At 43.3% G+C, this 24001-nt stretch carries 14 protein-coding genes, 11 tRNA genes and 5 rRNA genes; 28 read left to right on the top strand and 2 right to left on the bottom strand.

Annotated features, from left to right (window positions below; all coding sequences use genetic code 11):
- The first annotated feature begins 64 nt into the window (after nucleotides 1–64).
- The 16 genes from I5435_RS00565 to rrf (I5435_RS00640) all read left to right on the top strand — a co-directional run bounded on the left by I5435_RS00565 (nucleotide 65) and on the right by rrf (I5435_RS00640) (nucleotide 9353).
- Nucleotides 65–2992 (top strand): 23S ribosomal RNA (locus I5435_RS00565).
- Between the two features lie 118 nt (nucleotides 2993–3110).
- A 5S ribosomal RNA gene (gene rrf, locus I5435_RS00570) occupies nucleotides 3111–3226 on the top strand.
- A gap of 10 nt (nucleotides 3227–3236) precedes the next feature.
- A tRNA-Val gene (locus I5435_RS00575) sits at nucleotides 3237–3312 on the top strand.
- Between the two features lie 3 nt (nucleotides 3313–3315).
- Nucleotides 3316–3391, top strand: a tRNA-Thr gene (locus tag I5435_RS00580).
- Between the two features lie 6 nt (nucleotides 3392–3397).
- Nucleotides 3398–3473, top strand: a tRNA-Lys gene (locus I5435_RS00585).
- Between the two features lie 22 nt (nucleotides 3474–3495).
- Nucleotides 3496–3577: transfer RNA gene (locus I5435_RS00590), tRNA-Leu, on the top strand.
- 51 nt (nucleotides 3578–3628) lie between these two features.
- A tRNA-Gly gene (locus I5435_RS00595) sits at nucleotides 3629–3703 on the top strand.
- A 5-nt stretch (nucleotides 3704–3708) separates the two neighbouring features.
- Nucleotides 3709–3797, top strand: a tRNA-Leu gene (locus I5435_RS00600).
- A 13-nt stretch (nucleotides 3798–3810) separates the two neighbouring features.
- Nucleotides 3811–3887 (top strand) — tRNA-Arg (locus I5435_RS00605).
- A 9-nt stretch (nucleotides 3888–3896) separates the two neighbouring features.
- Nucleotides 3897–3973 (top strand) — tRNA-Pro (locus I5435_RS00610).
- A gap of 20 nt (nucleotides 3974–3993) precedes the next feature.
- Nucleotides 3994–4069: transfer RNA gene (locus I5435_RS00615), tRNA-Ala, on the top strand.
- A 142-nt stretch (nucleotides 4070–4211) separates the two neighbouring features.
- A 16S ribosomal RNA gene (locus I5435_RS00620) occupies nucleotides 4212–5763 on the top strand.
- A gap of 96 nt (nucleotides 5764–5859) precedes the next feature.
- A tRNA-Ile gene (locus I5435_RS00625) sits at nucleotides 5860–5936 on the top strand.
- Nucleotides 5937–5949: 13 nt separating this feature from the next.
- Nucleotides 5950–6025: transfer RNA gene (locus I5435_RS00630), tRNA-Ala, on the top strand.
- Nucleotides 6026–6243: 218 nt separating this feature from the next.
- Nucleotides 6244–9171: ribosomal RNA gene (locus I5435_RS00635) — 23S ribosomal RNA — on the top strand.
- A gap of 66 nt (nucleotides 9172–9237) precedes the next feature.
- Nucleotides 9238–9353 (top strand): 5S ribosomal RNA (gene rrf, locus I5435_RS00640).
- Together the 16S, 23S and 5S rRNA genes with 11 tRNA genes alongside form the textbook arrangement of a ribosomal RNA operon.
- Before the next feature lie 81 nt (nucleotides 9354–9434).
- Here the strand turns inward: rrf (I5435_RS00640) and I5435_RS00645 are convergent.
- Nucleotides 9435–10106, bottom strand: coding sequence for a LytR/AlgR family response regulator transcription factor (locus tag I5435_RS00645; RefSeq protein ID WP_024360815.1), 672 nt, complete (start codon nucleotides 10104–10106; stop codon nucleotides 9435–9437).
- Nucleotides 10107–10320: 214 nt separating this feature from the next.
- Here I5435_RS00645 and aceA point away from each other — a divergent pair, with 214 nt between their 5' ends.
- The 9 genes from aceA (at nucleotide 10321) to I5435_RS00690 (ending at nucleotide 19113) form a co-directional block, all read left to right on the top strand.
- Nucleotides 10321–11604: an isocitrate lyase gene (gene aceA, locus I5435_RS00650; RefSeq protein ID WP_025218341.1), complete on the top strand. Its 1284-nt coding sequence runs from the start codon at nucleotides 10321–10323 to the stop codon at nucleotides 11602–11604.
- A 99-nt stretch (nucleotides 11605–11703) separates the two neighbouring features.
- Nucleotides 11704–13302, top strand: coding sequence for a malate synthase A (gene aceB / locus I5435_RS00655; protein ID WP_025218342.1), 1599 nt, complete (start codon nucleotides 11704–11706; stop codon nucleotides 13300–13302).
- 267 nt (nucleotides 13303–13569) lie between these two features.
- Nucleotides 13570–14742 (top strand): pyridoxal-phosphate-dependent aminotransferase family protein, encoded by a 1173-nt coding sequence (locus tag I5435_RS00660; RefSeq protein WP_337983062.1) that lies wholly within the window; start codon nucleotides 13570–13572, stop codon nucleotides 14740–14742.
- 275 nt (nucleotides 14743–15017) lie between these two features.
- Nucleotides 15018–15413 carry a GntR family transcriptional regulator gene (locus tag I5435_RS00665; RefSeq protein WP_024360811.1) on the top strand — a complete coding sequence of 132 codons (396 nt, stop codon included), beginning with the start codon at nucleotides 15018–15020 and terminating at the stop codon, nucleotides 15411–15413.
- Nucleotide 15414: 1 nt separating this feature from the next.
- Nucleotides 15415–16578, top strand: a complete 1164-nt coding sequence (locus tag I5435_RS00670) for a DUF1648 domain-containing protein (protein WP_337983063.1) — start codon at nucleotides 15415–15417, stop codon at nucleotides 16576–16578.
- 16 nt (nucleotides 16579–16594) lie between these two features.
- Nucleotides 16595–17269: a response regulator transcription factor gene (locus tag I5435_RS00675; RefSeq protein WP_024360809.1), complete on the top strand. Its 675-nt coding sequence runs from the start codon at nucleotides 16595–16597 to the stop codon at nucleotides 17267–17269.
- Nucleotides 17266–18195: a HAMP domain-containing protein gene (locus I5435_RS00680; protein ID WP_337983064.1), complete on the top strand. Its 930-nt coding sequence runs from the start codon at nucleotides 17266–17268 to the stop codon at nucleotides 18193–18195. Before I5435_RS00675 ends, I5435_RS00680 begins: the two co-directional genes overlap by 4 nt.
- Nucleotides 18196–18228: 33 nt before the next feature.
- On the top strand, nucleotides 18229–18636 hold the full coding sequence (locus I5435_RS00685; RefSeq protein WP_337983065.1) for a sensor histidine kinase: 408 nt from the start codon (nucleotides 18229–18231) through the stop codon (nucleotides 18634–18636).
- Nucleotides 18637–18708: 72 nt separating this feature from the next.
- Nucleotides 18709–19113, top strand: coding sequence for a hypothetical protein (locus tag I5435_RS00690; RefSeq protein WP_024360807.1), 405 nt, complete (start codon nucleotides 18709–18711; stop codon nucleotides 19111–19113).
- Nucleotides 19114–19263: 150 nt separating this feature from the next.
- Here the strand turns inward: I5435_RS00690 and I5435_RS00695 are convergent, their stop codons facing one another.
- Nucleotides 19264–21201 carry an SEL1-like repeat protein gene (locus I5435_RS00695; protein ID WP_229388179.1) on the bottom strand — a complete coding sequence of 646 codons (1938 nt, stop codon included), beginning with the start codon at nucleotides 21199–21201 and terminating at the stop codon, nucleotides 19264–19266.
- A gap of 162 nt (nucleotides 21202–21363) precedes the next feature.
- Here I5435_RS00695 and I5435_RS00700 point away from each other — a divergent pair, with 162 nt between their 5' ends.
- The 3 genes from I5435_RS00700 (at nucleotide 21364) to I5435_RS00710 (ending at nucleotide 23951) form a co-directional block, all read left to right on the top strand.
- Nucleotides 21364–22062, top strand: a complete 699-nt coding sequence (locus I5435_RS00700; RefSeq protein WP_029747046.1) for a glycosyltransferase family 2 protein — start codon at nucleotides 21364–21366, stop codon at nucleotides 22060–22062.
- A gap of 101 nt (nucleotides 22063–22163) precedes the next feature.
- On the top strand, nucleotides 22164–22424 hold the full coding sequence (locus I5435_RS00705; protein WP_024360805.1) for a metal-sensitive transcriptional regulator: 261 nt from the start codon (nucleotides 22164–22166) through the stop codon (nucleotides 22422–22424).
- A 375-nt stretch (nucleotides 22425–22799) separates the two neighbouring features.
- Nucleotides 22800–23951 carry a transglutaminase domain-containing protein gene (locus tag I5435_RS00710; protein ID WP_025218346.1) on the top strand — a complete coding sequence of 384 codons (1152 nt, stop codon included), beginning with the start codon at nucleotides 22800–22802 and terminating at the stop codon, nucleotides 23949–23951.
- The last annotated feature ends 50 nt before the right edge of the window (nucleotides 23952–24001 follow it).

Here is a 24001-nt window from a genome sequence, read left to right on the forward strand (position 1 = left end):
ACGTCCGTGACTGATTGAACGAGAGAAGCTGACAACGAAATGCGCAGTGGATTGGAAGCCGATAGGTTAAGTTATTAAGGGCGCACGGCGAATGCCTTGGCACTAGGAGCCGAAGAAGGACGGCACTAACACCGATATGCTTCGGGGAGCTGTAAGTGAGCTTTGATCCGGAGATTTCCGAATGGGGGAACCCACTACGTTTAATCGCGTAGTATCTTGACGTGAATACATAGCGTCTTGAAGGCAGACCCAGGGAACTGAAACATCTAAGTACCTGGAGGAAGAGAAAGAAAAATCGATTCCCTGAGTAGCGGCGAGCGAAACGGGAAGAGCCCAAACCAAGAGGCTTGCCTCTTGGGGTTGTAGGACACTCTATACGGAGTTACAAAGGAATGAGTTAGATGAAGCGACTTGGAAAGGTCCGCCAGAGCAGGTAAAAGCCCTGTAGTCGAAAGTTCGTTCCCTCCAGAGTGGATCCTGAGTACGGCGGAACACGTGAAATTCCGTCGGAATCCGGGAGGACCATCTCCCAAGGCTAAATACTACCTAGTGACCGATAGTGAACCAGTACCGTGAGGGAAAGGTGAAAAGCACCCCGGAAGGGGAGTGAAAGAGATCCTGAAACCGTGTGCCTACAAGTAGTTAGAGCCCGTTAATGGGTGATAGCGTGCCTTTTGTAGAATGAACCGGCGAGTTACGATTACGTGCGAGGTTAAGCTTTAGAAGGCGGAGCCGCAGCGAAAGCGAGTCTGAATAGGGCGAATTAGTACGTGGTCGTAGACCCGAAACCAGGTGATCTACCCATGTCCAGGGTGAAGGTGAGGTAACACTTACTGGAGGCCCGAACCCACGCACGTTGAAAAGTGCGGGGATGAGGTGTGGGTAGCGGAGAAATTCCAATCGAACTTGGAGATAGCTGGTTCTCTCCGAAATAGCTTTAGGGCTAGCCTCGTGATGAGAATACTGGAGGTAGAGCACTGTTTGGACTAGGGGGCCATCCCGGTTTACCGAATTCAGACAAACTCCGAATGCCAGATATTTATACACGGGAGTCAGACTGCGAGTGATAAGATCCGTAGTCAAAAGGGAAACAGCCCAGACCACCAGCTAAGGTCCCAAAGTAATCGTTAAGTGGAAAAGGATGTGGCGTTGCACAGACAACCAGGATGTTGGCTTAGAAGCAGCCATCATTTAAAGAGTGCGTAATAGCTCACTGGTCGAGTGACGCTGCGCCGAAAATGTATCGGGGCTAAACGATTCACCGAAGCTGTGGATTGACATCTACGATGTCAGTGGTAGGAGAGCGTTCTAAGTGCGTTGAAGTCAGACCGGAAGGACTGGTGGAGCGCTTAGAAGTGAGAATGCCGGTATGAGTAGCGAAAGACGGGTGAGAATCCCGTCCACCGTATGACTAAGGTTTCCTGAGGAAGGCTCGTCCGCTCAGGGTTAGTCGGGACCTAAGCCGAGGCCGATAGGCGTAGGCGATGGACAACAGGTTGATATTCCTGTACCACCTCCTCACCGTTTGAGAAATGGGGGGACGCAGTAGGATAGGGTAAGCGCGCCGTTGGTTGTGCGCGTCCAAGCAGTAAGGCGTGTGTGTAGGCAAATCCGCACACTGTAACGTTGAGCTGTGATGGCGAGTCCGTATGGACGAAGTTCCTGATTTCACACTGCCAAGAAAAGCCTCTATCGAGGTGAGAGGTGCCCGTACCGCAAACCGACACAGGTAGTCGAGGAGAGAATCCTAAGGTGTGCGAGAGAACTCTCGTTAAGGAACTCGGCAAAATGACCCCGTAACTTCGGGAGAAGGGGTGCTCTTGAGCGTGCAAGCGCATGAGAGCCGCAGTGAATAGGCCCAGGCGACTGTTTAGCAAAAACACAGGTCTCTGCAAAACCGTAAGGTGACGTATAGGGGCTGACGCCTGCCCGGTGCTGGAAGGTTAAGAGGAGTGGTTAGCGCAAGCGAAGCTGCGAATTGAAGCCCCAGTAAACGGCGGCCGTAACTATAACGGTCCTAAGGTAGCGAAATTCCTTGTCGGGTAAGTTCCGACCCGCACGAAAGGCGTAACGATCTGGGCACTGTCTCAACGAGAGACTCGGTGAAATTATAGTACCTGTGAAGATGCAGGTTACCCGCGACAGGACGGAAAGACCCCGTGGAGCTTTACTGTAGCCTGATATTGAATTTTGGTACAACTTGTACAGGATAGGTAGGAGCCAGAGATCTCGGAGCGCCAGCTTCGAAGGAGGCGTCGGTGGGATACTACCCTGGTTGTATTGAAATTCTAACCCATGCCCCTTAGCGGGGCAGGAGACAGTGTCAGGCGGACAGTTTGACTGGGGCGGTCGCCTCCTAAAAGGTAACGGAGGCGCCCAAAGGTTCCCTCAGAATGGTTGGAAATCATTCGTAGAGTGTAAAGGCACAAGGGAGCTTGACTGCGAGACCTACAAGTCGAGCAGGGTCGAAAGACGGGCTTAGTGATCCGGTGGTTCCGCATGGAAGGGCCATCGCTCAACGGATAAAAGCTACCCCGGGGATAACAGGCTTATCTCCCCCAAGAGTCCACATCGACGGGGAGGTTTGGCACCTCGATGTCGGCTCATCGCATCCTGGGGCTGTAGTCGGTCCCAAGGGTTGGGCTGTTCGCCCATTAAAGCGGTACGCGAGCTGGGTTCAGAACGTCGTGAGACAGTTCGGTCCCTATCCGTCGTGGGCGTAGGAAATTTGAGAGGAGCTGTCCTTAGTACGAGAGGACCGGGATGGACACACCGCTGGTGTACCAGTTGTCTTGCCAAAGGCATCGCTGGGTAGCTATGTGTGGACGGGATAAGTGCTGAAAGCATCTAAGCATGAAGCCCCCCTCAAGATGAGATTTCCCATTACGCAAGTAAGTAAGATCCCTCAAAGACGATGAGGTAGATAGGTTCGAGGTGGAAGTGTGGTGACACATGGAGCTGACGAATACTAATCGATCGAGGACTTAACCAAAAAAAAGTTTGAAACATTCAATGAACCGTTTATCCAGTTTTGAAAGAACAAGCAAGTTTTAAAAAAAAGCTTGTAATTATAATAATTTATGTTATAATGAATCTTGTCTTTTAAATAGTCTAGTGATGATGGCAAAGAGGTCACACCCGTTCCCATACCGAACACGGAAGTTAAGCTCTTTAGCGCCGATGGTAGTTGGGGGCTTCCCCCTGTGAGAGTAGGACGTCGCTAGGCATAATACCCAGGAGGATTAGCTCAGCTGGGAGAGCATCTGCCTTACAAGCAGAGGGTCGGCGGTTCGAGCCCGTCATCCTCCACCATATGCCGGTTTAGCTCAGCAGGTAGAGCAACTGACTTGTAATCAGTAGGTCGTGGGTTCGATTCCTATAGCCGGCACCATTTTTTGAGCCATTAGCTCAGTTGGTAGAGCATCTGACTTTTAATCAGAGGGTCGAAGGTTCGAGTCCTTCATGGCTCACCATTTTAATTGCCAACAATAATATGCGGGTGTGGCGGAATTGGCAGACGCACTAGACTTAGGATCTAGCGCCGCGAGGCGTGGGGGTTCGACTCCCTTCACCCGCATCATCTATATTTCAAATTTATAATTGCCAGGATAAATAATCTTATGCACATGCGGAAGTAGTTCAGTGGTAGAACACCACCTTGCCAAGGTGGGGGTCGCGAGTTCGAACCTCGTCTTCCGCTCCAAATGTGCCGGGGTGGCGGAACTGGCAGACGCACAGGACTTAAAATCCTGCGGTAGGTGACTACCGTGCCGGTTCGATTCCGGCCCTCGGCACCATTTTTAATATTTAGCGCCCGTAGCTCAATTGGATAGAGCGTCTGACTACGGATCAGAAGGTTGTGGGTTCGACTCCTGCCGGGCGCGCCAATAAATGAACGGGAAGTAGCTCAGCTTGGTAGAGCACTTGGTTTGGGACCAAGGGGTCGCAGGTTCGAATCCTGTCTTCCCGACCATTTCCTAAAATATACTTTATGGGGCCTTAGCTCAGCTGGGAGAGCGCCTGCCTTGCACGCAGGAGGTCAGCGGTTCGATCCCGCTAGGCTCCACCAATTTTTATATATGAACCTTGAAAACTGAACAAGCAAAACGTAATCAATATAGTTTTTATTAGCTAACTTCGTTAGTGAACGAAACAAAAATTTGGACATCAAAATTGATGCCAGCAAAACAATTTGAGCTAATCAAATTTCTTTTATGGAGAGTTTGATCCTGGCTCAGGACGAACGCTGGCGGCGTGCCTAATACATGCAAGTCGAGCGAACAGAGAAGGAGCTTGCTCCTTTGACGTTAGCGGCGGACGGGTGAGTAACACGTGGGCAACCTACCCTATAGTTTGGGATAACTCCGGGAAACCGGGGCTAATACCGAATAATCTATCGTCCCTCATGGGACAATACTGAAAGACGGTTTCGGCTGTCGCTATAGGATGGGCCCGCGGCGCATTAGCTAGTTGGTGAGGTAACGGCTCACCAAGGCAACGATGCGTAGCCGACCTGAGAGGGTGATCGGCCACACTGGGACTGAGACACGGCCCAGACTCCTACGGGAGGCAGCAGTAGGGAATCTTCCACAATGGGCGAAAGCCTGATGGAGCAACGCCGCGTGAGTGAAGAAGGATTTCGGTTCGTAAAACTCTGTTGTAAGGGAAGAACAAGTACAGTAGTAACTGGCTGTACCTTGACGGTACCTTATTAGAAAGCCACGGCTAACTACGTGCCAGCAGCCGCGGTAATACGTAGGTGGCAAGCGTTGTCCGGAATTATTGGGCGTAAAGCGCGCGCAGGTGGTTTCTTAAGTCTGATGTGAAAGCCCATGGCTCAACCGTGGAGGGTCATTGGAAACTGGGAGACTTGAGTGCAGAAGAGGATAGTGGAATTCCAAGTGTAGCGGTGAAATGCGTAGAGATTTGGAGGAACACCAGTGGCGAAGGCGACTATCTGGTCTGTAACTGACACTGAGGCGCGAAAGCGTGGGGAGCAAACAGGATTAGATACCCTGGTAGTCCACGCCGTAAACGATGAGTGCTAAGTGTTAGGGGGTTTCCGCCCCTTAGTGCTGCAGCTAACGCATTAAGCACTCCGCCTGGGGAGTACGGTCGCAAGACTGAAACTCAAAGGAATTGACGGGGGCCCGCACAAGCGGTGGAGCATGTGGTTTAATTCGAAGCAACGCGAAGAACCTTACCAGGTCTTGACATCCCGTTGACCACTGTAGAGATATGGTTTTCCCTTCGGGGACAACGGTGACAGGTGGTGCATGGTTGTCGTCAGCTCGTGTCGTGAGATGTTGGGTTAAGTCCCGCAACGAGCGCAACCCTTGATCTTAGTTGCCATCATTTAGTTGGGCACTCTAAGGTGACTGCCGGTGACAAACCGGAGGAAGGTGGGGATGACGTCAAATCATCATGCCCCTTATGACCTGGGCTACACACGTGCTACAATGGACGATACAAACGGTTGCCAACTCGCGAGAGGGAGCTAATCCGATAAAGTCGTTCTCAGTTCGGATTGTAGGCTGCAACTCGCCTACATGAAGCCGGAATCGCTAGTAATCGCGGATCAGCATGCCGCGGTGAATACGTTCCCGGGCCTTGTACACACCGCCCGTCACACCACGAGAGTTTGTAACACCCGAAGTCGGTGAGGTAACCTTTTGGAGCCAGCCGCCGAAGGTGGGATAGATGATTGGGGTGAAGTCGTAACAAGGTAGCCGTATCGGAAGGTGCGGCTGGATCATCTCCTTTCTAAGGATATTTTCGGAATACAAACCTTGGGTTTGTAAGATTACGTTTTGCGTTCAGTTTTGAAGGTTTATAACTAACTTTATAAAACTTCCAAGAGGGCCTATAGCTCAGCTGGTTAGAGCGCACGCCTGATAAGCGTGAGGTCGATGGTTCGAGTCCATTTAGGCCCACCATATATAACCTCTTGGGGCCTTAGCTCAGCTGGGAGAGCGCCTGCCTTGCACGCAGGAGGTCAGCGGTTCGATCCCGCTAGGCTCCACCAATTTTTATTTGTTCTTTGAAAACTGGATAAAACGACATTGAAATTGTAACAAACACATTTATTTTTTTAAGTTTTTTATAGGCTTAATAACGAAATAGGGTTTCAAGACACAAGCAGTTCTAGGAAGCGAACGAGTGAATGAAGGAGCGTACTTACGTACGTGACTGATTGAACGAGAGAAGCTGACAACGAAATGCGCAGTGGATTGGAAGCCGATAGGTTAAGTTATTAAGGGCGCACGGCGAATGCCTTGGCACTAGGAGCCGAAGAAGGACGGCACTAACACCGATATGCTTCGGGGAGCTGTAAGTGAGCTTTGATCCGGAGATTTCCGAATGGGGGAACCCACTACGTTTAATCGCGTAGTATCTTGACGTGAATACATAGCGTCTTGAAGGCAGACCCAGGGAACTGAAACATCTAAGTACCTGGAGGAAGAGAAAGAAAAATCGATTCCCTGAGTAGCGGCGAGCGAAACGGGAAGAGCCCAAACCAAGAGGCTTGCCTCTTGGGGTTGTAGGACACTCTATACGGAGTTACAAAGGAATGAGTTAGATGAAGCGACTTGGAAAGGTCCGCCAGAGCAGGTAAAAGCCCTGTAGTCGAAAGTTCGTTCCCTCCAGAGTGGATCCTGAGTACGGCGGAACACGTGAAATTCCGTCGGAATCCGGGAGGACCATCTCCCAAGGCTAAATACTACCTAGTGACCGATAGTGAACCAGTACCGTGAGGGAAAGGTGAAAAGCACCCCGGAAGGGGAGTGAAAGAGATCCTGAAACCGTGTGCCTACAAGTAGTTAGAGCCCGTTAATGGGTGATAGCGTGCCTTTTGTAGAATGAACCGGCGAGTTACGATTACGTGCGAGGTTAAGCTTTAGAAGGCGGAGCCGCAGCGAAAGCGAGTCTGAATAGGGCGAATTAGTACGTGGTCGTAGACCCGAAACCAGGTGATCTACCCATGTCCAGGGTGAAGGTGAGGTAACACTTACTGGAGGCCCGAACCCACGCACGTTGAAAAGTGCGGGGATGAGGTGTGGGTAGCGGAGAAATTCCAATCGAACTTGGAGATAGCTGGTTCTCTCCGAAATAGCTTTAGGGCTAGCCTCGTGATGAGAATACTGGAGGTAGAGCACTGTTTGGACTAGGGGGCCATCCCGGTTTACCGAATTCAGACAAACTCCGAATGCCAGATATTTATACACGGGAGTCAGACTGCGAGTGATAAGATCCGTAGTCAAAAGGGAAACAGCCCAGACCACCAGCTAAGGTCCCAAAGTAATCGTTAAGTGGAAAAGGATGTGGCGTTGCACAGACAACCAGGATGTTGGCTTAGAAGCAGCCATCATTTAAAGAGTGCGTAATAGCTCACTGGTCGAGTGACGCTGCGCCGAAAATGTATCGGGGCTAAACGATTCACCGAAGCTGTGGATTGACATCTACGATGTCAGTGGTAGGAGAGCGTTCTAAGTGCGTTGAAGTCAGACCGGAAGGACTGGTGGAGCGCTTAGAAGTGAGAATGCCGGTATGAGTAGCGAAAGACGGGTGAGAATCCCGTCCACCGTATGACTAAGGTTTCCTGAGGAAGGCTCGTCCGCTCAGGGTTAGTCGGGACCTAAGCCGAGGCCGATAGGCGTAGGCGATGGACAACAGGTTGATATTCCTGTACCACCTCCTCACCGTTTGAGAAATGGGGGGACGCAGTAGGATAGGGTAAGCGCGCCGTTGGTTGTGCGCGTCCAAGCAGTAAGGCGTGTGTGTAGGCAAATCCGCACACTGTAACGTTGAGCTGTGATGGCGAGTCCGTATGGACGAAGTTCCTGATTTCACACTGCCAAGAAAAGCCTCTATCGAGGTGAGAGGTGCCCGTACCGCAAACCGACACAGGTAGTCGAGGAGAGAATCCTAAGGTGTGCGAGAGAACTCTCGTTAAGGAACTCGGCAAAATGACCCCGTAACTTCGGGAGAAGGGGTGCTCTTGAGCGTGCAAGCGCATGAGAGCCGCAGTGAATAGGCCCAGGCGACTGTTTAGCAAAAACACAGGTCTCTGCAAAACCGTAAGGTGACGTATAGGGGCTGACGCCTGCCCGGTGCTGGAAGGTTAAGAGGAGTGGTTAGCGCAAGCGAAGCTGCGAATTGAAGCCCCAGTAAACGGCGGCCGTAACTATAACGGTCCTAAGGTAGCGAAATTCCTTGTCGGGTAAGTTCCGACCCGCACGAAAGGCGTAACGATCTGGGCACTGTCTCAACGAGAGACTCGGTGAAATTATAGTACCTGTGAAGATGCAGGTTACCCGCGACAGGACGGAAAGACCCCGTGGAGCTTTACTGTAGCCTGATATTGAATTTTGGTACAACTTGTACAGGATAGGTAGGAGCCAGAGATCTCGGAGCGCCAGCTTCGAAGGAGGCGTCGGTGGGATACTACCCTGGTTGTATTGAAATTCTAACCCATGCCCCTTAGCGGGGCAGGAGACAGTGTCAGGCGGACAGTTTGACTGGGGCGGTCGCCTCCTAAAAGGTAACGGAGGCGCCCAAAGGTTCCCTCAGAATGGTTGGAAATCATTCGTAGAGTGTAAAGGCACAAGGGAGCTTGACTGCGAGACCTACAAGTCGAGCAGGGTCGAAAGACGGGCTTAGTGATCCGGTGGTTCCGCATGGAAGGGCCATCGCTCAACGGATAAAAGCTACCCCGGGGATAACAGGCTTATCTCCCCCAAGAGTCCACATCGACGGGGAGGTTTGGCACCTCGATGTCGGCTCATCGCATCCTGGGGCTGTAGTCGGTCCCAAGGGTTGGGCTGTTCGCCCATTAAAGCGGTACGCGAGCTGGGTTCAGAACGTCGTGAGACAGTTCGGTCCCTATCCGTCGTGGGCGTAGGAAATTTGAGAGGAGCTGTCCTTAGTACGAGAGGACCGGGATGGACACACCGCTGGTGTACCAGTTGTCTTGCCAAAGGCATCGCTGGGTAGCTATGTGTGGACGGGATAAGTGCTGAAAGCATCTAAGCATGAAGCCCCCCTCAAGATGAGATTTCCCATTACGCAAGTAAGTAAGATCCCTCAAAGACGATGAGGTAGATAGGTTCGAGGTGGAAGTGTGGTGACACATGGAGCTGACGAATACTAATCGATCGAGGACTTAACCAAAAAGTTTGAAACATTCAATGCACCGTTTATCCAGTTTTGAAAGAACAATCTTTCAATTAAATACTGTCTAGTGATGATGGCAAAGAGGTCACACCCGTTCCCATACCGAACACGGAAGTTAAGCTCTTTAGCGCCGATGGTAGTTGGGGGCTTCCCCCTGTGAGAGTAGGACGTCGCTAGGCAAATAAAAACCTGAGAATTTATTCTCAGGTTTTTTTGTGTCAATATTTGAACAGCTGCAGAAGGCAGCTGTTTTTATTTTGTTAAAATTCTAGCGCATTACGTAGGTTATTAAGATAGGATTGGCTGACAGGTAATTCTGTACCATCTTTTAAAGTAACAATAAAATTCGAAGTAAGATCACGCGCCATTTTTTTTATGAAATGAATATTCACTATATAGGATCTATGAATGCGTATAAAAAACGGAGGTAAACGCATTTGTAATTCTTTAAGTGTAATACTTGTTTTAAATTGTTCCTTTTCTACATAAAACCAGGTTTTTTTCTGAAGGCTCTCAATATAAGAAATTTTATCGATTACTACAGGGGTCCATTCTTCTTCCTGTTTCCCTGTTAAAAATTGATAAGGCTCCAATTTCTGTGCAGTAAAAGTTGAAGGTAAAACAACTACTAATGCTGCTGGCGTATCCTGAATATGTACTGGGTAGCCAATACCATAATAGGGTGTACCAAATAGAGTATTATCTAATATTGCGTCTGTACGTTTATTTGTACGCAATACTTGCTCTGCAATACTGCCTGGTTCAACTTGCCGTCCTATTTCTAAATGAATACCATGATATCCAGAGTTAAAGTAAATATAGGAGTTCTCTACAGCAATGGCGATGGACGAGTTGGGTGGAATCCAGTCTTGTAACATCGTAATAAATTGTTGTGCAATACTTTTTTGTACAGCATTGATTTCATTTTTCATTGTGAATAGCCCCCTTGTTTGTAAACAGTTTACCAAATTTTGTCGCTTAAAAAAGCGGTTTCATCATCAAAATTTGGTCTTTTATCAAAAAATAGTGAAAATTCAGATGTACTGTTATATATTAATTTACAACAAATAAACCTGTTATGGAACAGAAATTAAAAAGTTTTTTAACAGAGTATATTTTACACAAAGGGGAAGGTGGAATTTCAATATGTCAACACGTCAAGAAAAAATTCAAGCTTTAGAAAAACAATGGGCAGAAAACCCACGTTGGGCTGGTATTGAACGCGCTTATACGGCTGAAGAGGTAGTTAAATTACAAGGTTCTGTTGTAATTGAACAGACTTTAGCAACAAAAGGCGCTAAACGACTTTGGAAATCATTACACGAAGAACCGTTTATTAATGCATTAGGTGCATTAACTGGTAATCAAGCGGTTCAACAAGTAAAAGCAGGATTAAAAGCAATCTACTTATCTGGCTGGCAAGTAGCTGCTGATGCTAACCTTTCAGGTCAAATGTACCCTGACCAATCTTTATACCCAGCTAACTCTGTACCAGCTGTAGTAAAACGTATCAACCAAGCGCTACAACGCGCTGATCAAATCGACCATGCTGAAGGTCGTGTAGACGATTTCGATTGGTTTGCACCAATCGTAGCTGATGCTGAAGCTGGCTTCGGTGGTCCTTTAAACGTATTCGAACTTGTTAAAGGAATGATTGAAGCAGGAGCTGCTGGTGTGCATTTAGAAGACCAATTAGCTTCTGAGAAAAAATGTGGACACTTAGGTGGTAAAGTATTACTTCCTACACAAAACGCAGTTCGTAACTTAATTGCTGCTCGTCTTGCAACAGATGTAATGGGCGTAGATACAATCTTAATCGCACGTACAGATGCTGATGCTGCAGATATGGTAACTTCTGATATTGACCCACGTGATGCTGAATTTATTACTGGCGAACGTACACCAGAAGGCTTCTTCCGTACAACACCAGGTATTAAACAAGCGATTGCTCGTGGTCTAGCTTACGCACCATATGCAGATTTAATCTGGTGTGAAACGTCTAAGCCGTCACTTGAAGAAGCTCGTGAGTTCGCAGCGGCGATTCATGCTGAATTCCCTGGTAAAATGCTTGCTTACAACTGTTCACCTTCATTTAACTGGAAAGCAAACCTTTCAGAAGAAGAGATTGCAGAATATCAACGTGAGTTAGGTAAATTGGGTTACAAATTCCAATTCGTAACATTAGCTGGCTTCCATGCATTAAACCACTCTATGTTTGAGTTAGCTCATGACTATAAAGATAACGGCATGGCTGCATACTCTAAACTTCAACAAGCTGAGTTTGCTTCTGAATCTAAAGGCTATACAGCTACTCGTCACCAACGCGAAGTAGGTACAGGTTACTTCGATGATGTGTCACAAGTTATTTCTGGTGGTACTTCTTCAACAACAGCGATGGCTGGTTCTACAGAAACAGAACAATTCGTTTAATTCGATTACGTTAATTCCTAAATTCATAATCATAGATAAGTTTCCCTCGCACCTCCTAAGCGGGGGAAACTTAAATCACGAGAGGTGGGGGAACTACTAATGGAACAGGCAACTACAGGTAAGCTTAAAATTGTTGGACAACAAAACGAGCAAACAAAAGAAGTTTTAACACCGGAGGCCCTTGAGTTTGTTCTTGCCCTGCATGAAAAATTCGATGCTCGTCGTAAAGAGCTTTTAGAGGCTCGTCAAGATCGTCAGAAGCGTCTAGATGCTGGTGAGAAACTCGACTTCCTACCAGAAACAAAGCATATTCGTGAGGGAGATTGGACAATTGCGCCACTGCCTGCGGATTTACAAGATCGACGAGTAGAAATTACTGGACCAGTAGACCGCAAAATGGTTATTAACGCATTAAATTCTGGTGCGAAAATGTTCATGGCTTGCTTTGAGGATGCTTCAGCTCCTACTTGGGAAAACATGATTTCTGGTCAAATTAATATGCGTGATGCCATTAATAAGACGATTGAATTTACTCAAGCGTCAAACGGTAAAACGTATAAATTAAATAAAGAAACAGCGGTATTACTAGTACGTCCACGTGGTCTTCATTTACTTGAAAAACATGTGTTGGTAGATGGTGAGCCAGTTTCAGGTAGTTTCTTCGATTTTGGTCTTTATTTATTCCACAATGCTAAAAATGCATTGGCAAAAGGCACGGGTCCATACTTCTATCTACCGAAGTTAGAAAGTCATTTAGAGGCTCGCTTGTGGAATGATGTCTTTATCTTTGCACAAGATTATATTGGTATTCCACAAGGTACAATTAGAGCGACAGTTTTAATTGAAACAATATTAGCTGCATTTGAAATGGATGAAATTTTATACGAGCTTCGCGATCATTCAGCAGGTCTAAATTGTGGTCGTTGGGATTATATTTTCAGCTACATTAAACGACTGCGCAATCAACCTGATGTGATTTTACCTGATCGTGGTCAAGTAACAATGACAGTTCCATTCATGAAGGCTTACACGTCTTTATGTATCCAAACATGTCATAAGCGCAACGCACCTGCTATGGGTGGTATGGCTGCACAAATACCTGTTAAAGGCGATGATGAGGCGAATGCAGTAGCATTTGCAAAGGTTGCGGAAGATAAACGTCGTGAAGCAACGGATGGTCATGATGGAACTTGGGTAGCACACCCTGGTATGGTGGCAACAGCTATGGAGCAGTTTGATGCGATTATGAAAACACCAAACCAAATCCATAAAAAACGCGAAGATGTGAATGTAAAGGCTGAAGATTTAGTAGCTGTTCCAGAAGGGACAATTACCCTTGAAGGTCTTCGTATTAACTGTAGCGTAGGAGTTCAGTACATTGCTTCTTGGTTACGAGGCAACGGAGCTGCACCAATTAACAACTTGATGGAAGATGCTGCAACTGCAGAAATCTCCCGTACACAAGTATGGCAATGGATTCGTCATCCAAAGGGTATATTAGATGATGGGCGTGGTATTACATTAGCATTTGTGCTGGAAATATTGGAAGAAGAGCTTGTGAAAATTAAAGAGGCTGTTGGGGAACAAGCCTATAACAGTGGTCGCTATGCTGAAGCTGCTGAACTGTTTAAATCTTTAATTGAGCAAGATGAATTCGTGGAATTCTTGACACTTCCAGGCTATGAAAAATTAAGTTAATTGATAGAAATCTACTAACGAACATATCTAACTTTCCTTAAACACTGTGGGCTGAACTCGAATGCAGCTCACTAATTCCAACTAATGTAATAAACGGAGTCTGTTCCTCCGTTTCTTACAAAAAATGAGCACTGTTTAATAAAAGGGGTCTACTTATATTAATCGTAAGTATTGAGATTTAAAAATGGGGTGCAAGATGTCTTACAAGCTTTGATGGGGGGCTTGTAAGGCATTTTTCTATACTTATCATTTAGAGGGGGAAAAGAGATGAGTACTAATAAAGAAATACTATTAATTCCTGGTCCTACACCCGTAGTTGAGGAAATATATGATGCTTTGGCAAGCGAAACCCGTGGGCATACAGATCCACGTTTTGTGGCAATTTATAAAAACGCATTAGCACAAACAAAAAAACTATTCCAAACGGATGGCGAAGTGTTTGTACTAGCAGGTTCTGGAACGCTAGCAATGGAAATGGCGATTGTTAATACTGTGGGTAAGGGAGAAAAAATACTCGTTATTAGTCACGGATATTTTGGTGATCGTTTTACGCCTTTAGCAACTGCTTATGGTATTCAGGTAGACGTGATACAAGCAGAATGGGGAAAACAAGTTGAACCAGCAACAGTAAAGGCAAAATTAGCTGAAGCTAATTATAAGGCAGTCACTATTACACATGCAGATACATCTACAGGCGTCGCTTCGGATCTCGATGCATTGGTACCTATTATTAAAAGTGCAGGGGCATTAATTATTTTAGATGGTGTTGTCGCAACAGCAGCGCTAGATGAAAATATGAATAAAACATATGGTCATCCTGACTATAAATTAGATGTTGTACTAACTGGCTCACAAAAAGCAATCGGGATACCACCAGGTTTAGCCATTATCGCCTTTAATCAATCGGCCTTAAAGGCTCGTGAAGCGCTAGGAACGATACCCGCATACTATAGTGAAATAGAAAATTGGATTCCGGTTATGAATGATCCAGGGAAATATTTTGCAACACCACCTGTAAATTTAATTTATGCTTATGATGTTGCTATGAAGATGGTTTTAGATGAAGGTATTGTTAAGCGTGAGGCACGTCATCTAGCGTACGGTCGCGCTATGCGTTTAGCATTATCTACGTATGGTATGAAAGCACTAGCTGACGAGACAGTAGCAGCTCCAACTTTAAGTTGTATGCTCTATCCGGAGGGAGTAGAGGATGCCAAGTTCCGTGCGAAGCTTGCTGAAAAAGGTGTAATTGTTGCTGGGGCTTTGGCTCATTTAGCAGGTAAAGCATTCCGTATTGGGCATATGGGCAATACAACACCCGCAATGCTTGAACAAGCCGTGAGACAAATTGGTGAATCACTTAATGAATTAGGACATGCAGTAGTAGTAGTAGAAGCAGTTGCACGCTTAAAAGAACAATTAGCAGTAGGAACGAATTAATATTAGAAAAGGTGTCTCAAAAGTACATGAGACATCTTTTTTGTTATTTAACCTAAGAATCGCTTGCAAATAAGGTTCAGAGTAGAAAATCGGCAAGCATGTTTGGGATGATAGTAATAAAGTTTCGATCTGTACAAAAATAATGAGAAGCAAAGTGTACTTGTAAGAAAGTTCATTGCAAAACAATTTAAGCCCTTACAGAATAGCTCCTTTTTCTATGCATAAAATTGGTTATTTGTTATACTTATTATATAACAAATATGGAGTTGATTTAGATGTTTATTCAAATAGAGCCATTATCGAATGTACCTATCTATGAACAGGTTACACGGCAAATTATAGAGGGTATTGCGAGAGGGGACATGGGACCGGGGGATACATTGCCGTCGGTACGAAGTTTAGCAGCCGATTTAGGTGTCAATATGCATACGGTTAATAAGAGTTACCATGAACTTGAGGCGAAGGGCATTATAACGATTCGTGCTAAATCAGGAGCAATTATTCGTTCAACGGAGGAGCGTGCATTAACGCCTGAACAGTTGCAGCAGATTGAAAAAAATTTAAAGCCTGTTGTGGCAGAAGGAATGGTGCTCGGTGCAACAGTGGATCAAATTGAGCACATGATGAAAAAGGTATTCGCTGACTTGCAACTGCCAGCAGAAGGGGTGTAGCATGCTACTAGGTATTTTTACAATAATGTATGTGATGACATTAGCTATGCAAGTTTTTGTCCCTTACATTGTACGTGAGACTATTGTATTTGGCGTTACTGTACCAGAGCAAAATATAAAGCATTCTGCATTAGCTCTTGCGAAAAAACGATATGCGCAAACAGTAGGGCTTTTTGGCGTGCTGATTTTAATACTTATGCTAATGCTTAACTGGTCGCTTGCACCTTCTGAAAGTGCACAAGGCATCCTTTTACTAAGCTGTTTATTTGGCATGCTGGCGATTAGTATGGTGTTATACTGGTTAAACCATCAGAAAGTGATGAAGTTGAAAATACGCGAGCAATGGGGCATGAATATAAAACAGGTGCGAGCAGTTGATTTAACTGCTCGTAGTCGTGATGAAATGCTTCCATGGCCCTTCTATGTGGTGCCTATAGGCGTTACGATTTTTCTTATTATTTTTACATTATTACATTATAGTCAAATACCAAATGCTGTAGCGGTGCATTGGGGACCAAGTGGAGCGGCGGATGCATGGCGAGAAAAAACCTATTTTATTGCGATTTCATTACCACTAGTTATGTTGATGATGCAATGTATGATGTGGGGCACTGCAGATTCACTTAAGCGTTCGGCTATTCGCATGTCTATTAATCGTCAGCAGGAGTCATTAGAAAATGAATTAAAAACACGAAAGTTTATGAGCTGGAATATAGCATTGATTAGCTATAGTTTAACCGCATTATTGACCATACTACAGCTAAGTAATATTTATCCTTCAATGGCTGAAGGCAATAAACTATTACCATTCTTTATTGCATTTCTATTTTTAATTTTAGGTTCAGTGCTAGTTTATGCATGGAAAAAGCGACAATTACGGTTGAAATATGAAGATAATGTGGTGTCAGAGGTAATGGATATTGATGAGGATCGTTACTGGAAAGGCGGTCTTATTTATATGAATCGTCAGGACCCATCTGTTTTTGTAGAAAAACGTTTTGGTGTAGGCTGGACAATGAATTTTGCAAATCCAAGAGGCTATATTGTCATTGTTTTACCACTGCTAATATTGCTGCTGATTTCTATAATTTCTTTTTGGTGCCAGTCACCTGAACAATACCCAAACAATTCTGATAATTTAGGGTGGAGGGCGCTAGTATATTGAACGGAGGCAAGAGGGAATGAAAATTTTAGTTGTCGATGATGATGTGCATATTTTACAGTTAGTGAATATTTATTTAACTCGCGAGGGCTATCAAGTCATGCAGGCAGAGAATGGGGAACAAGCTTTGCAATTGCTGGATGGAAATATGCCCGATTTGGCAGTAGTGGATGTCATGATGCCCGGAATGGATGGTTTTAAGTTAACAGAAATTTTAAGTAAGGATTATGATATCCCTGTGCTGTTATTAACGGCTAAGGGAGAGCTTGAAGATAAGGAGCGAGGCTTTTTAGCAGGTTCGGATGACTATGTCGTTAAGCCGTTCGAGCCAAAGGAATTACTGTTTCGTATTACGGCTATTTTGCGTAGGCTTGATAAAAAAAACCAAGTAACGATACAGGTGGGTAAGCTTGAAATTGATCGCCGTAGCTTTGAGGTTACAATTGGTGGTGACACGCTTCTGTTACCTTTAAAAGAGTTTGAGCTGTTAGCGCTACTTGCCTCTCGTCCAAATCAAGTATTTACACGGAGCATTATTATGGAGCAAGTATGGGGTTACGACTATGAAGGTGATGAACAAACATTAAATACACATGTGAAGCGGATTCGCGAGCGATTGCATCGTTACAATACAGATGTCGAAATTACAACGGTGCGTGGTGTCGGTTATAAGCTTGAGGTAAGTGCACCATGAAGACGTTATATAGTAAATTTGTTATCACGACAATGCTCATTATGATTGGCAGTTTATGTATTGGATTTTTAATGACGAATACATATTATCACCAAGTGACTAAAGAAAAAAATGATGCAAAAAACGTTGCGATTGCACAAGATATTGCCGACTATATTGAATCAGCGAAAGAAATGGATTTAGATAATTATTTAACAACGCTTGGCGATATTGGGTATCAAATATATGTTACAACTGGAGAGGAACATCGTTTTTTTGGTGGCGAATACCGAGATAAGAAATTGCCCACTGATATTATCCAGCAAGTATTAGATGGGGAAGTCTATCATGGGATGCGGGATTTTCCAAAAGAGACTTTTATGACAGGCTTTTTTGCGAATGAGTTAATAAATACTATTGGTGTACCCTTTACGTATCATAACGAGCAATATGCATTGTTTATTCGACCAGATATTCGATTCTTGTTCTCAGAGGCTCATACGTTATTAGGTGGTCTCATTCTTGGGATGGCGGTGATGAGCTTACTTGCCATGTTATTATTTGCAAAGGCACTTATTCGTCCGATTACAAAGTTAACCGAAGCAACTCATCAACTTGCCCATGAAAAGTTTGATACGTTGCTTGAAATTGACCGAGCAGATGAAATTGGACAACTGGCGGATAGTTTTAATGTCATGACAGAAAAACTACAGGAAAATGACAGAATGCGAAAACAGTTTATAAGTAATGTATCCCATGACTTTCAATCGCCGTTATTGAATATTCAAGGGTATGTCGATTTATTGAAAAATCCTACGCTTGCAGAACCTGAACGGCAAGAATACGCAACGATTATAGAGCTAGAAACAAAGCGACTATCGACATTGACAAAGCAACTATTATTGCTGACATCACTCGATCAATCTACCAGAATGTTAAAGCGATAACCGTATCCGTTAGATGAGCAATTGAAGGAAACAGTGCGAAAATATCGTTGGCAGTTAGAGGAAGCGAATGTGCAATTATCGTATCAGATTGAGCCAGTAATTTATAATGGCGATGCAAGTCTATTGCAAAATGTCTGGGATAATTTATTAACAAACGCCATTAAATATAATGTTAATGGTGGAGACATTCATATCCAACTTCAGGAACAAACGACTTTTGTAGAGGTATTAGTAAAGGATAGCGGCATTGGTATGACTACAGAACAATTGCAAAAGGTATATGACCGTTTTTATAGAGCTGACGAGTCTAGAACGAAACAGGGGACAGGTCTCGGTCTTGCAATTGTTAAACAAATTATTGAATTGCACGGTGGTAAAGTGCAAATGGAAAGTGCTATGAACGAAGGGACAAGTGTTTGTATACACCTAACAAAATTGTAATATGGAGTTCATGTAAAGTTCATATTCAAACGATAAACTTCTACGTAAGTTAAAACTTGGAGGAGTTATCGTATGGAGCAAAAATGGAGTATACGTCTTATTCGACTCGCTGCGATTTTCGCATTGGTGGGTACGTATTTAGGTTCGCATATGTCAGGGTCAGGAAGTTATGAGTTTCGACCAATTCACGCACACGTTTTACTTGTTGGTTGGTTAAGTATGTTTGCATGGGGGATTTTCTACCGTGCCTTTAAAGTAAAATCACAAAAGTTAGTGACATTACACGGCTGGACGGCAATTATTGGCGTCTTCGGCTTAACACTTGGAATGTGGTTCTACAATATTAATCCATTCAACTTTAATCATACATTGACTTTAGTTTTCTTTATTGTCGGTGGTACAACTTTATTAATTAGTTTTGCGCTATTTATCGTTGTAACATTTATGATTAATCAAAAAGAAGAAATGAAAAACTAATATAAAAACCGCGTCAATAACTAACGCGGTTAGCATGGAGGCAAATTCAATAAAATTTGAGTTTGCCTCCATTTTTAATTTTACGGATTTCTTCTTACTAGGTACTCTTTTTTACAAGTACGACTCGCACTAGTTCGCCTCAGGACGCACTTATGTTAAATGTTCTAGAGATTTTTTTAGCCAACGTGTTGCCTCATTATAATCTTGAGCAACGCCTTGTCCTTTTTTATAAAGCATACCAAGCTGAAATTGCGCTTTTTGATGTCCCTTATTGGCAGCAAGTCGATAAAGTTGTGCTGCTTTGGCAAAATCTTTAGGCACACCTTGTCCATGACTATGCATTTGGGCTAACTGGAATTGAGCTTTAGCATGTCCTTTACTCGCCGCTTGTTCAATCCATTTTGCAGCCTCTGTAAAATCTTGCTTTACACCTTTCCCCTTATCAAATAAATTACCAAGTTGATATTGCGCACCTGAATGCCCTTGAAGAGCGGCAAGCCTATAGCAACGTCGAGCTTCATCTAAGTCTTGGGGAACACCTAAACCTTGTTCATATAATAATCCTAGCTGATACTCCGCCTGAATATGGGATTGGTCGGTTGCAGCTCTCCACCATCTCACTGCTTCAGTATAATTCAATGTAACACCTGTCCCTTTTGCATAAAGAAGCCCTAGCTCGAATTGAGCATCAGCATAGCCTTTGTCAGCAGCCATTTTAAAATAGGGTAATGCTTTATCGGGCTGTTGAAGTTGATAGACATAAAGAAGCCCCAACTCGTAGCCAGCACTAATATGACCACTGTCAGCGGCAAGTTGTAACCAACTTTCTGCTCGTGTGTTATCCTTCTCCTTTTGGTAGAGGATACCAAGGCAATATTGCGCATTGGTATGTCCGTTATGAGCAGCAAGTTTAAACCATTTCATTGCTTCAACGTGATCCTGCTGTATACCTAATCCTGAATTGTATAGCATCGCTAATTGAAATTCGGCATTGGTATGGTCTTGAAGAGCAGCTAAATGGAACCATCTCGCAGCTTCCTCCATATTTTGTGAGATACCACGACCTTTAAGATACATATACCCAAGGTTGTATTGCGCGCTTGCATCTCCAGCAAGTGCTGCCATTTCAAAATAGGCTATCGCTTCCTCAAAGCTTTGTTGCACACCAGTCCCATTATGGTAAAGAAAGCCGAGATTATTTTGTGCACTAGTGTTACCTTGATTGGCAGCTGAAATATACCATTTTGCGGCCTCTGTAAAATTAACAGGAAGCCCCAGCCCTTGATTATAAAGTACACCTAGATTGTACTGTGCATCGGCATTTCCTAAATCTGCAGCACATTTATAATATCTTGCAGCCTCTTCATAATTTTGTACAACACCTTGCCCTAAATGGTAAAGCACGCCGAGACTATAAAGTGCGTTCGCATCTTGTTGTGCGGCTGCTTTCTCATACCATGTTTTGGCAGCTATATAATCTTTTTGGACGCCACGACCATGATTATAAAGGAAGCCTAAATTGTATTGTGCACTTGCATTGCCTTTTTTAGCAGCTAATTCAAACCAATTAGCCGCATGTTCATAGTCCTTCGCAGAGTAGTGATCCAGCGTCTTCGTATCGATTGGCGGCAAAATATCTTCAAATTTAGCGCCTTTTCGCGAGGACATGGACATTTTAAGTTTCCGATCATAACGATGAATAAACCATTCAACGATATCACTAACATAATCGAGGACAATTTTGGCGGCTTTTGCTTCAACAATGTCATTATTGCTAGTACTTGTCATTTTTAGGACAAGCTCCATTAATAAATAAATGCGACGTGGATGTATTTTTGCTATAAACGTACGATTATTTAATAGTGTTCGCATATTTTTTATTTTAGGTTTGGCGTGCATTTCCAGCTCGTAAAAGTCATAAACAATCTCCTCGACAACGAGGCGTGACTTATGTAAGGAGATGGAAGGTTGGGATATAGCATGAGTGCTAGCTTCTTCTAGACTTTCTGCTAAATGCGTAAACGATAATATGTGTAACTTTTTACATTGTTCATGTAGGATTTCATATTGTATAACGATTGTACTCACCTCTTCTTAACCAATTCACGGTAGCAGCCTTTTTTCATATATCGGGAAAATATTAAAGTTATTGATGTTTTTACAATGAAATCATCGGTTGAATTGTCGACATTCCATGTTACTATTTGATATAAGAGTTTGTTTATAGTTATTGGGGGGATTGTTTAATTGATGAAAAACATTGCAGCAATTATTCCAACATATAATCCGCAACAATCATTTGTAACATTCGTACATCAATTATTAGCTACCTCCATTTCCCAAGTTATTATTGTGAATGACGGTAGCGATCAAAAATATACAAGTATTTTTGAAGAGTTAAAGAAAATAGATAGCTGCAAGGTTCTTCAGCATGAACACAATATTGGAAAGGGAGGCGCATTAAAAACTGCATTCTCCTATGTATGGTCTAAACGTGTGAAGTTTCATGGTGTATTAACAGTAGGTGCACATGGGCAACATACGTTACAAGATATCAAACTAGTATTGAACATGACAAAAGTTTTTTCAGAAGGTATTGTGCTGGGTATACGAAATTTTCATTCTTCGGATAGTACATTTTTTTCCTATTGGGGAAATCGAGCGACTAGTTTGTTGTTTGAATTACTATTCCATAAAAAACTGATGGATACACAAACAGGTTTGCGTTACATAGCAATCAATGAGTTACCATGGCTTATTAAAGTGCAAGGTGATCGTTTTGACTACGATACAAATATGCTTGTCGTCGCTCTAAGAAGAAAATGTCCCATTTTCGAAGTAGAAATTGGTCAGCTACGCATAAAAAAAAATTCAATTATGCAATACGATGAACTAACAAATGCAGGTACTGTAATGACTAAAATGCTTATAAAATATTTAAAACCTTAGCAAGAATGATGTGGCAGGTTTATTTCTTATATTTTGTGCTAGGATAAGAATAATAATTACTCAACTGGACGTCGCGAGTATAAAAAGAAGGGGTAATGAATGTGGAATATTCAGATCAAGTAAAAAATCGTGTAAAGCGCATGGAAGGTCAGCTACGCGGTATTTTAAAAATGATGGAAGAAGAAAAGGATTGTAAGGCTGTTATTACGCAATTATCAGCAGTGCGTTCAGCAGTAGATCGTACAGTAGGTGTCATTGTAAGTACGAATCTGTTGGAATGTGTCCAAAATGCGGAAGGTGACGGCGAGAAAATGAATGAATTGATTCAAGAAGCGGTTAATTTAGTTGTTAAAAGCCGTTGATTGTTAAGGCTAATATAAAAAGCATAAAATTAAAATGAATTATTGTTAAATCGACAAGCTCTGCTTCTTCACTTTTCATTGGACAACGGTAAGCCTCTTGAAGGCTCGATGAATTCGTTTTTCAATAAAAGTCGATGTAGCGGGGCTTGTGTCGTCTTACAGGTCTTAGTAGTCTAAAAGAAGTGAATTGATGAATTTTGCAAAAAATTACTTTAATTTAGTAGATTTATAGTAAAGGTAGGTGTAAAAACCTAATTATTGGAATGAAATATTGTAGAAAAAAGTCGTATGTAGTGAACTTGTATGATAGATTTAAAGTTGCATTTTCTTTTATAATTAATATAAAGATATTATATAAGAGAAGGTGAATCTATCTTGAAAAAATGGTTATTAAGCAGTGCCACATTGTTGATGTTAAGCCCAACTGTAGCCAATGCACAAAGTGCACAGACTCAACCATTAAACACTCCTGCACCGATTGTATACAATGCGATGGCTAGTACGAAGATAGCAACTGTTGATCAATTAACAAAAGAAATAGCAAAGCAACTTAATAATTTTGCGACTGAAATTAAAGTTACATATAGTGGTTCAATGACGGATATGGACAAGTTTATGGAGGCATTTGAAAAGGCGCAGCAACAAGCTACGTATGCTAGTGGTCATCTTCAAAGCATTTCAATGTCTGCTGACTCTGTCGGGAATGTAACCTATAAAGTAAAATACTTTACAAATGCCACACAAGAAGCTGCTGTACAAAAGAAGATTGATAGCATTTTAAAGACGATTATTAAGCCTTCTATGACACCGTTTCAAAAAGTAAAGGCTATTAATGATTATATTGTGTCAAATACTACTTATGGTACAAAAACGAAAGCAAGTCCCCATAGCGCTTACGCTTTACTATTCGAAGGACAAGCTGTATGTCAGGGCTATGCGTTATCAGCTTATAAAATGCTAGAGCAGGCAGGGATTGAAACAAAATATGTAGTAGGTTATGTGAATGGCACTGAAGCACATGCCTGGAATATGGTGAAGCTTGATGGCAAGTGGTATCATCTGGATACAACTTGGAATGATCCGTTACCAAATCGAATAGGGGCATCTTCCTATGATTACTTCCTTGTAACCGATGCACAACTAAACAAAGACCATACTTGGATTACTACAGATTATCCTGCGGCCACAAGTACTACCTATAATTTCATGCAAAATGTACATTTTGCACACCAAATCCAAAATACTTTATACTTCAGCAATACAGCGGATAATGATAAGTTGTATAAACTTGACTTAGTAAGTGGTAAGAAGACGAAGGTGATTGATACTCGTGCACTGTACATTACAGGCGCTGGCGATTATCTTTATTATAGCGACTATAGTAATAGCGGCTACTTAACAAAACTAAATCTTAAAACATTAAAAACAAATGTAGTAGTGAAACAATCTGTAACGGATTTAATGATTGGTAGCGGTTATTTAGTGTATAAAGTTAACGGTAAAGAACAAAAGCAAAAAATGAACTAGTATGCAGTGGACGAAACAACAGGACGTTTCTAGATTACCTGTTGAATGCA

The organism is Lysinibacillus sp. C5.1 (genome assembly GCF_016350185.1).
Classification (GTDB): domain Bacteria; phylum Bacillota; class Bacilli; order Bacillales_A; family Planococcaceae; genus Lysinibacillus; species Lysinibacillus sphaericus.

Excerpts from the sequence above, each read along its gene's own strand:
- I5435_RS00645 (WP_024360815.1), bottom strand. The coding sequence starts at position 10,106 with ATGAAAAATGAAATCAATGCTGTACAAAAAAGTATTGCACAACAATTT.
- aceA (WP_025218341.1), top strand. The coding sequence starts at position 10,321 with ATGTCAACACGTCAAGAAAAAATTCAAGCTTTAGAAAAACAATGGGCA.
- aceB (WP_025218342.1), top strand. The coding sequence starts at position 11,704 with ATGGAACAGGCAACTACAGGTAAGCTTAAAATTGTTGGACAACAAAAC.
- I5435_RS00660 (WP_337983062.1), top strand. The coding sequence starts at position 13,570 with ATGAGTACTAATAAAGAAATACTATTAATTCCTGGTCCTACACCCGTA.
- I5435_RS00665 (WP_024360811.1), top strand. The coding sequence starts at position 15,018 with ATGTTTATTCAAATAGAGCCATTATCGAATGTACCTATCTATGAACAG.
- I5435_RS00670 (WP_337983063.1), top strand. The coding sequence starts at position 15,415 with ATGCTACTAGGTATTTTTACAATAATGTATGTGATGACATTAGCTATG.
- I5435_RS00675 (WP_024360809.1), top strand. The coding sequence starts at position 16,595 with ATGAAAATTTTAGTTGTCGATGATGATGTGCATATTTTACAGTTAGTG.
- I5435_RS00680 (WP_337983064.1), top strand. The coding sequence starts at position 17,266 with ATGAAGACGTTATATAGTAAATTTGTTATCACGACAATGCTCATTATG.
- I5435_RS00690 (WP_024360807.1), top strand. The coding sequence starts at position 18,709 with ATGGAGCAAAAATGGAGTATACGTCTTATTCGACTCGCTGCGATTTTC.
- I5435_RS00700 (WP_029747046.1), top strand. The coding sequence starts at position 21,364 with ATGAAAAACATTGCAGCAATTATTCCAACATATAATCCGCAACAATCA.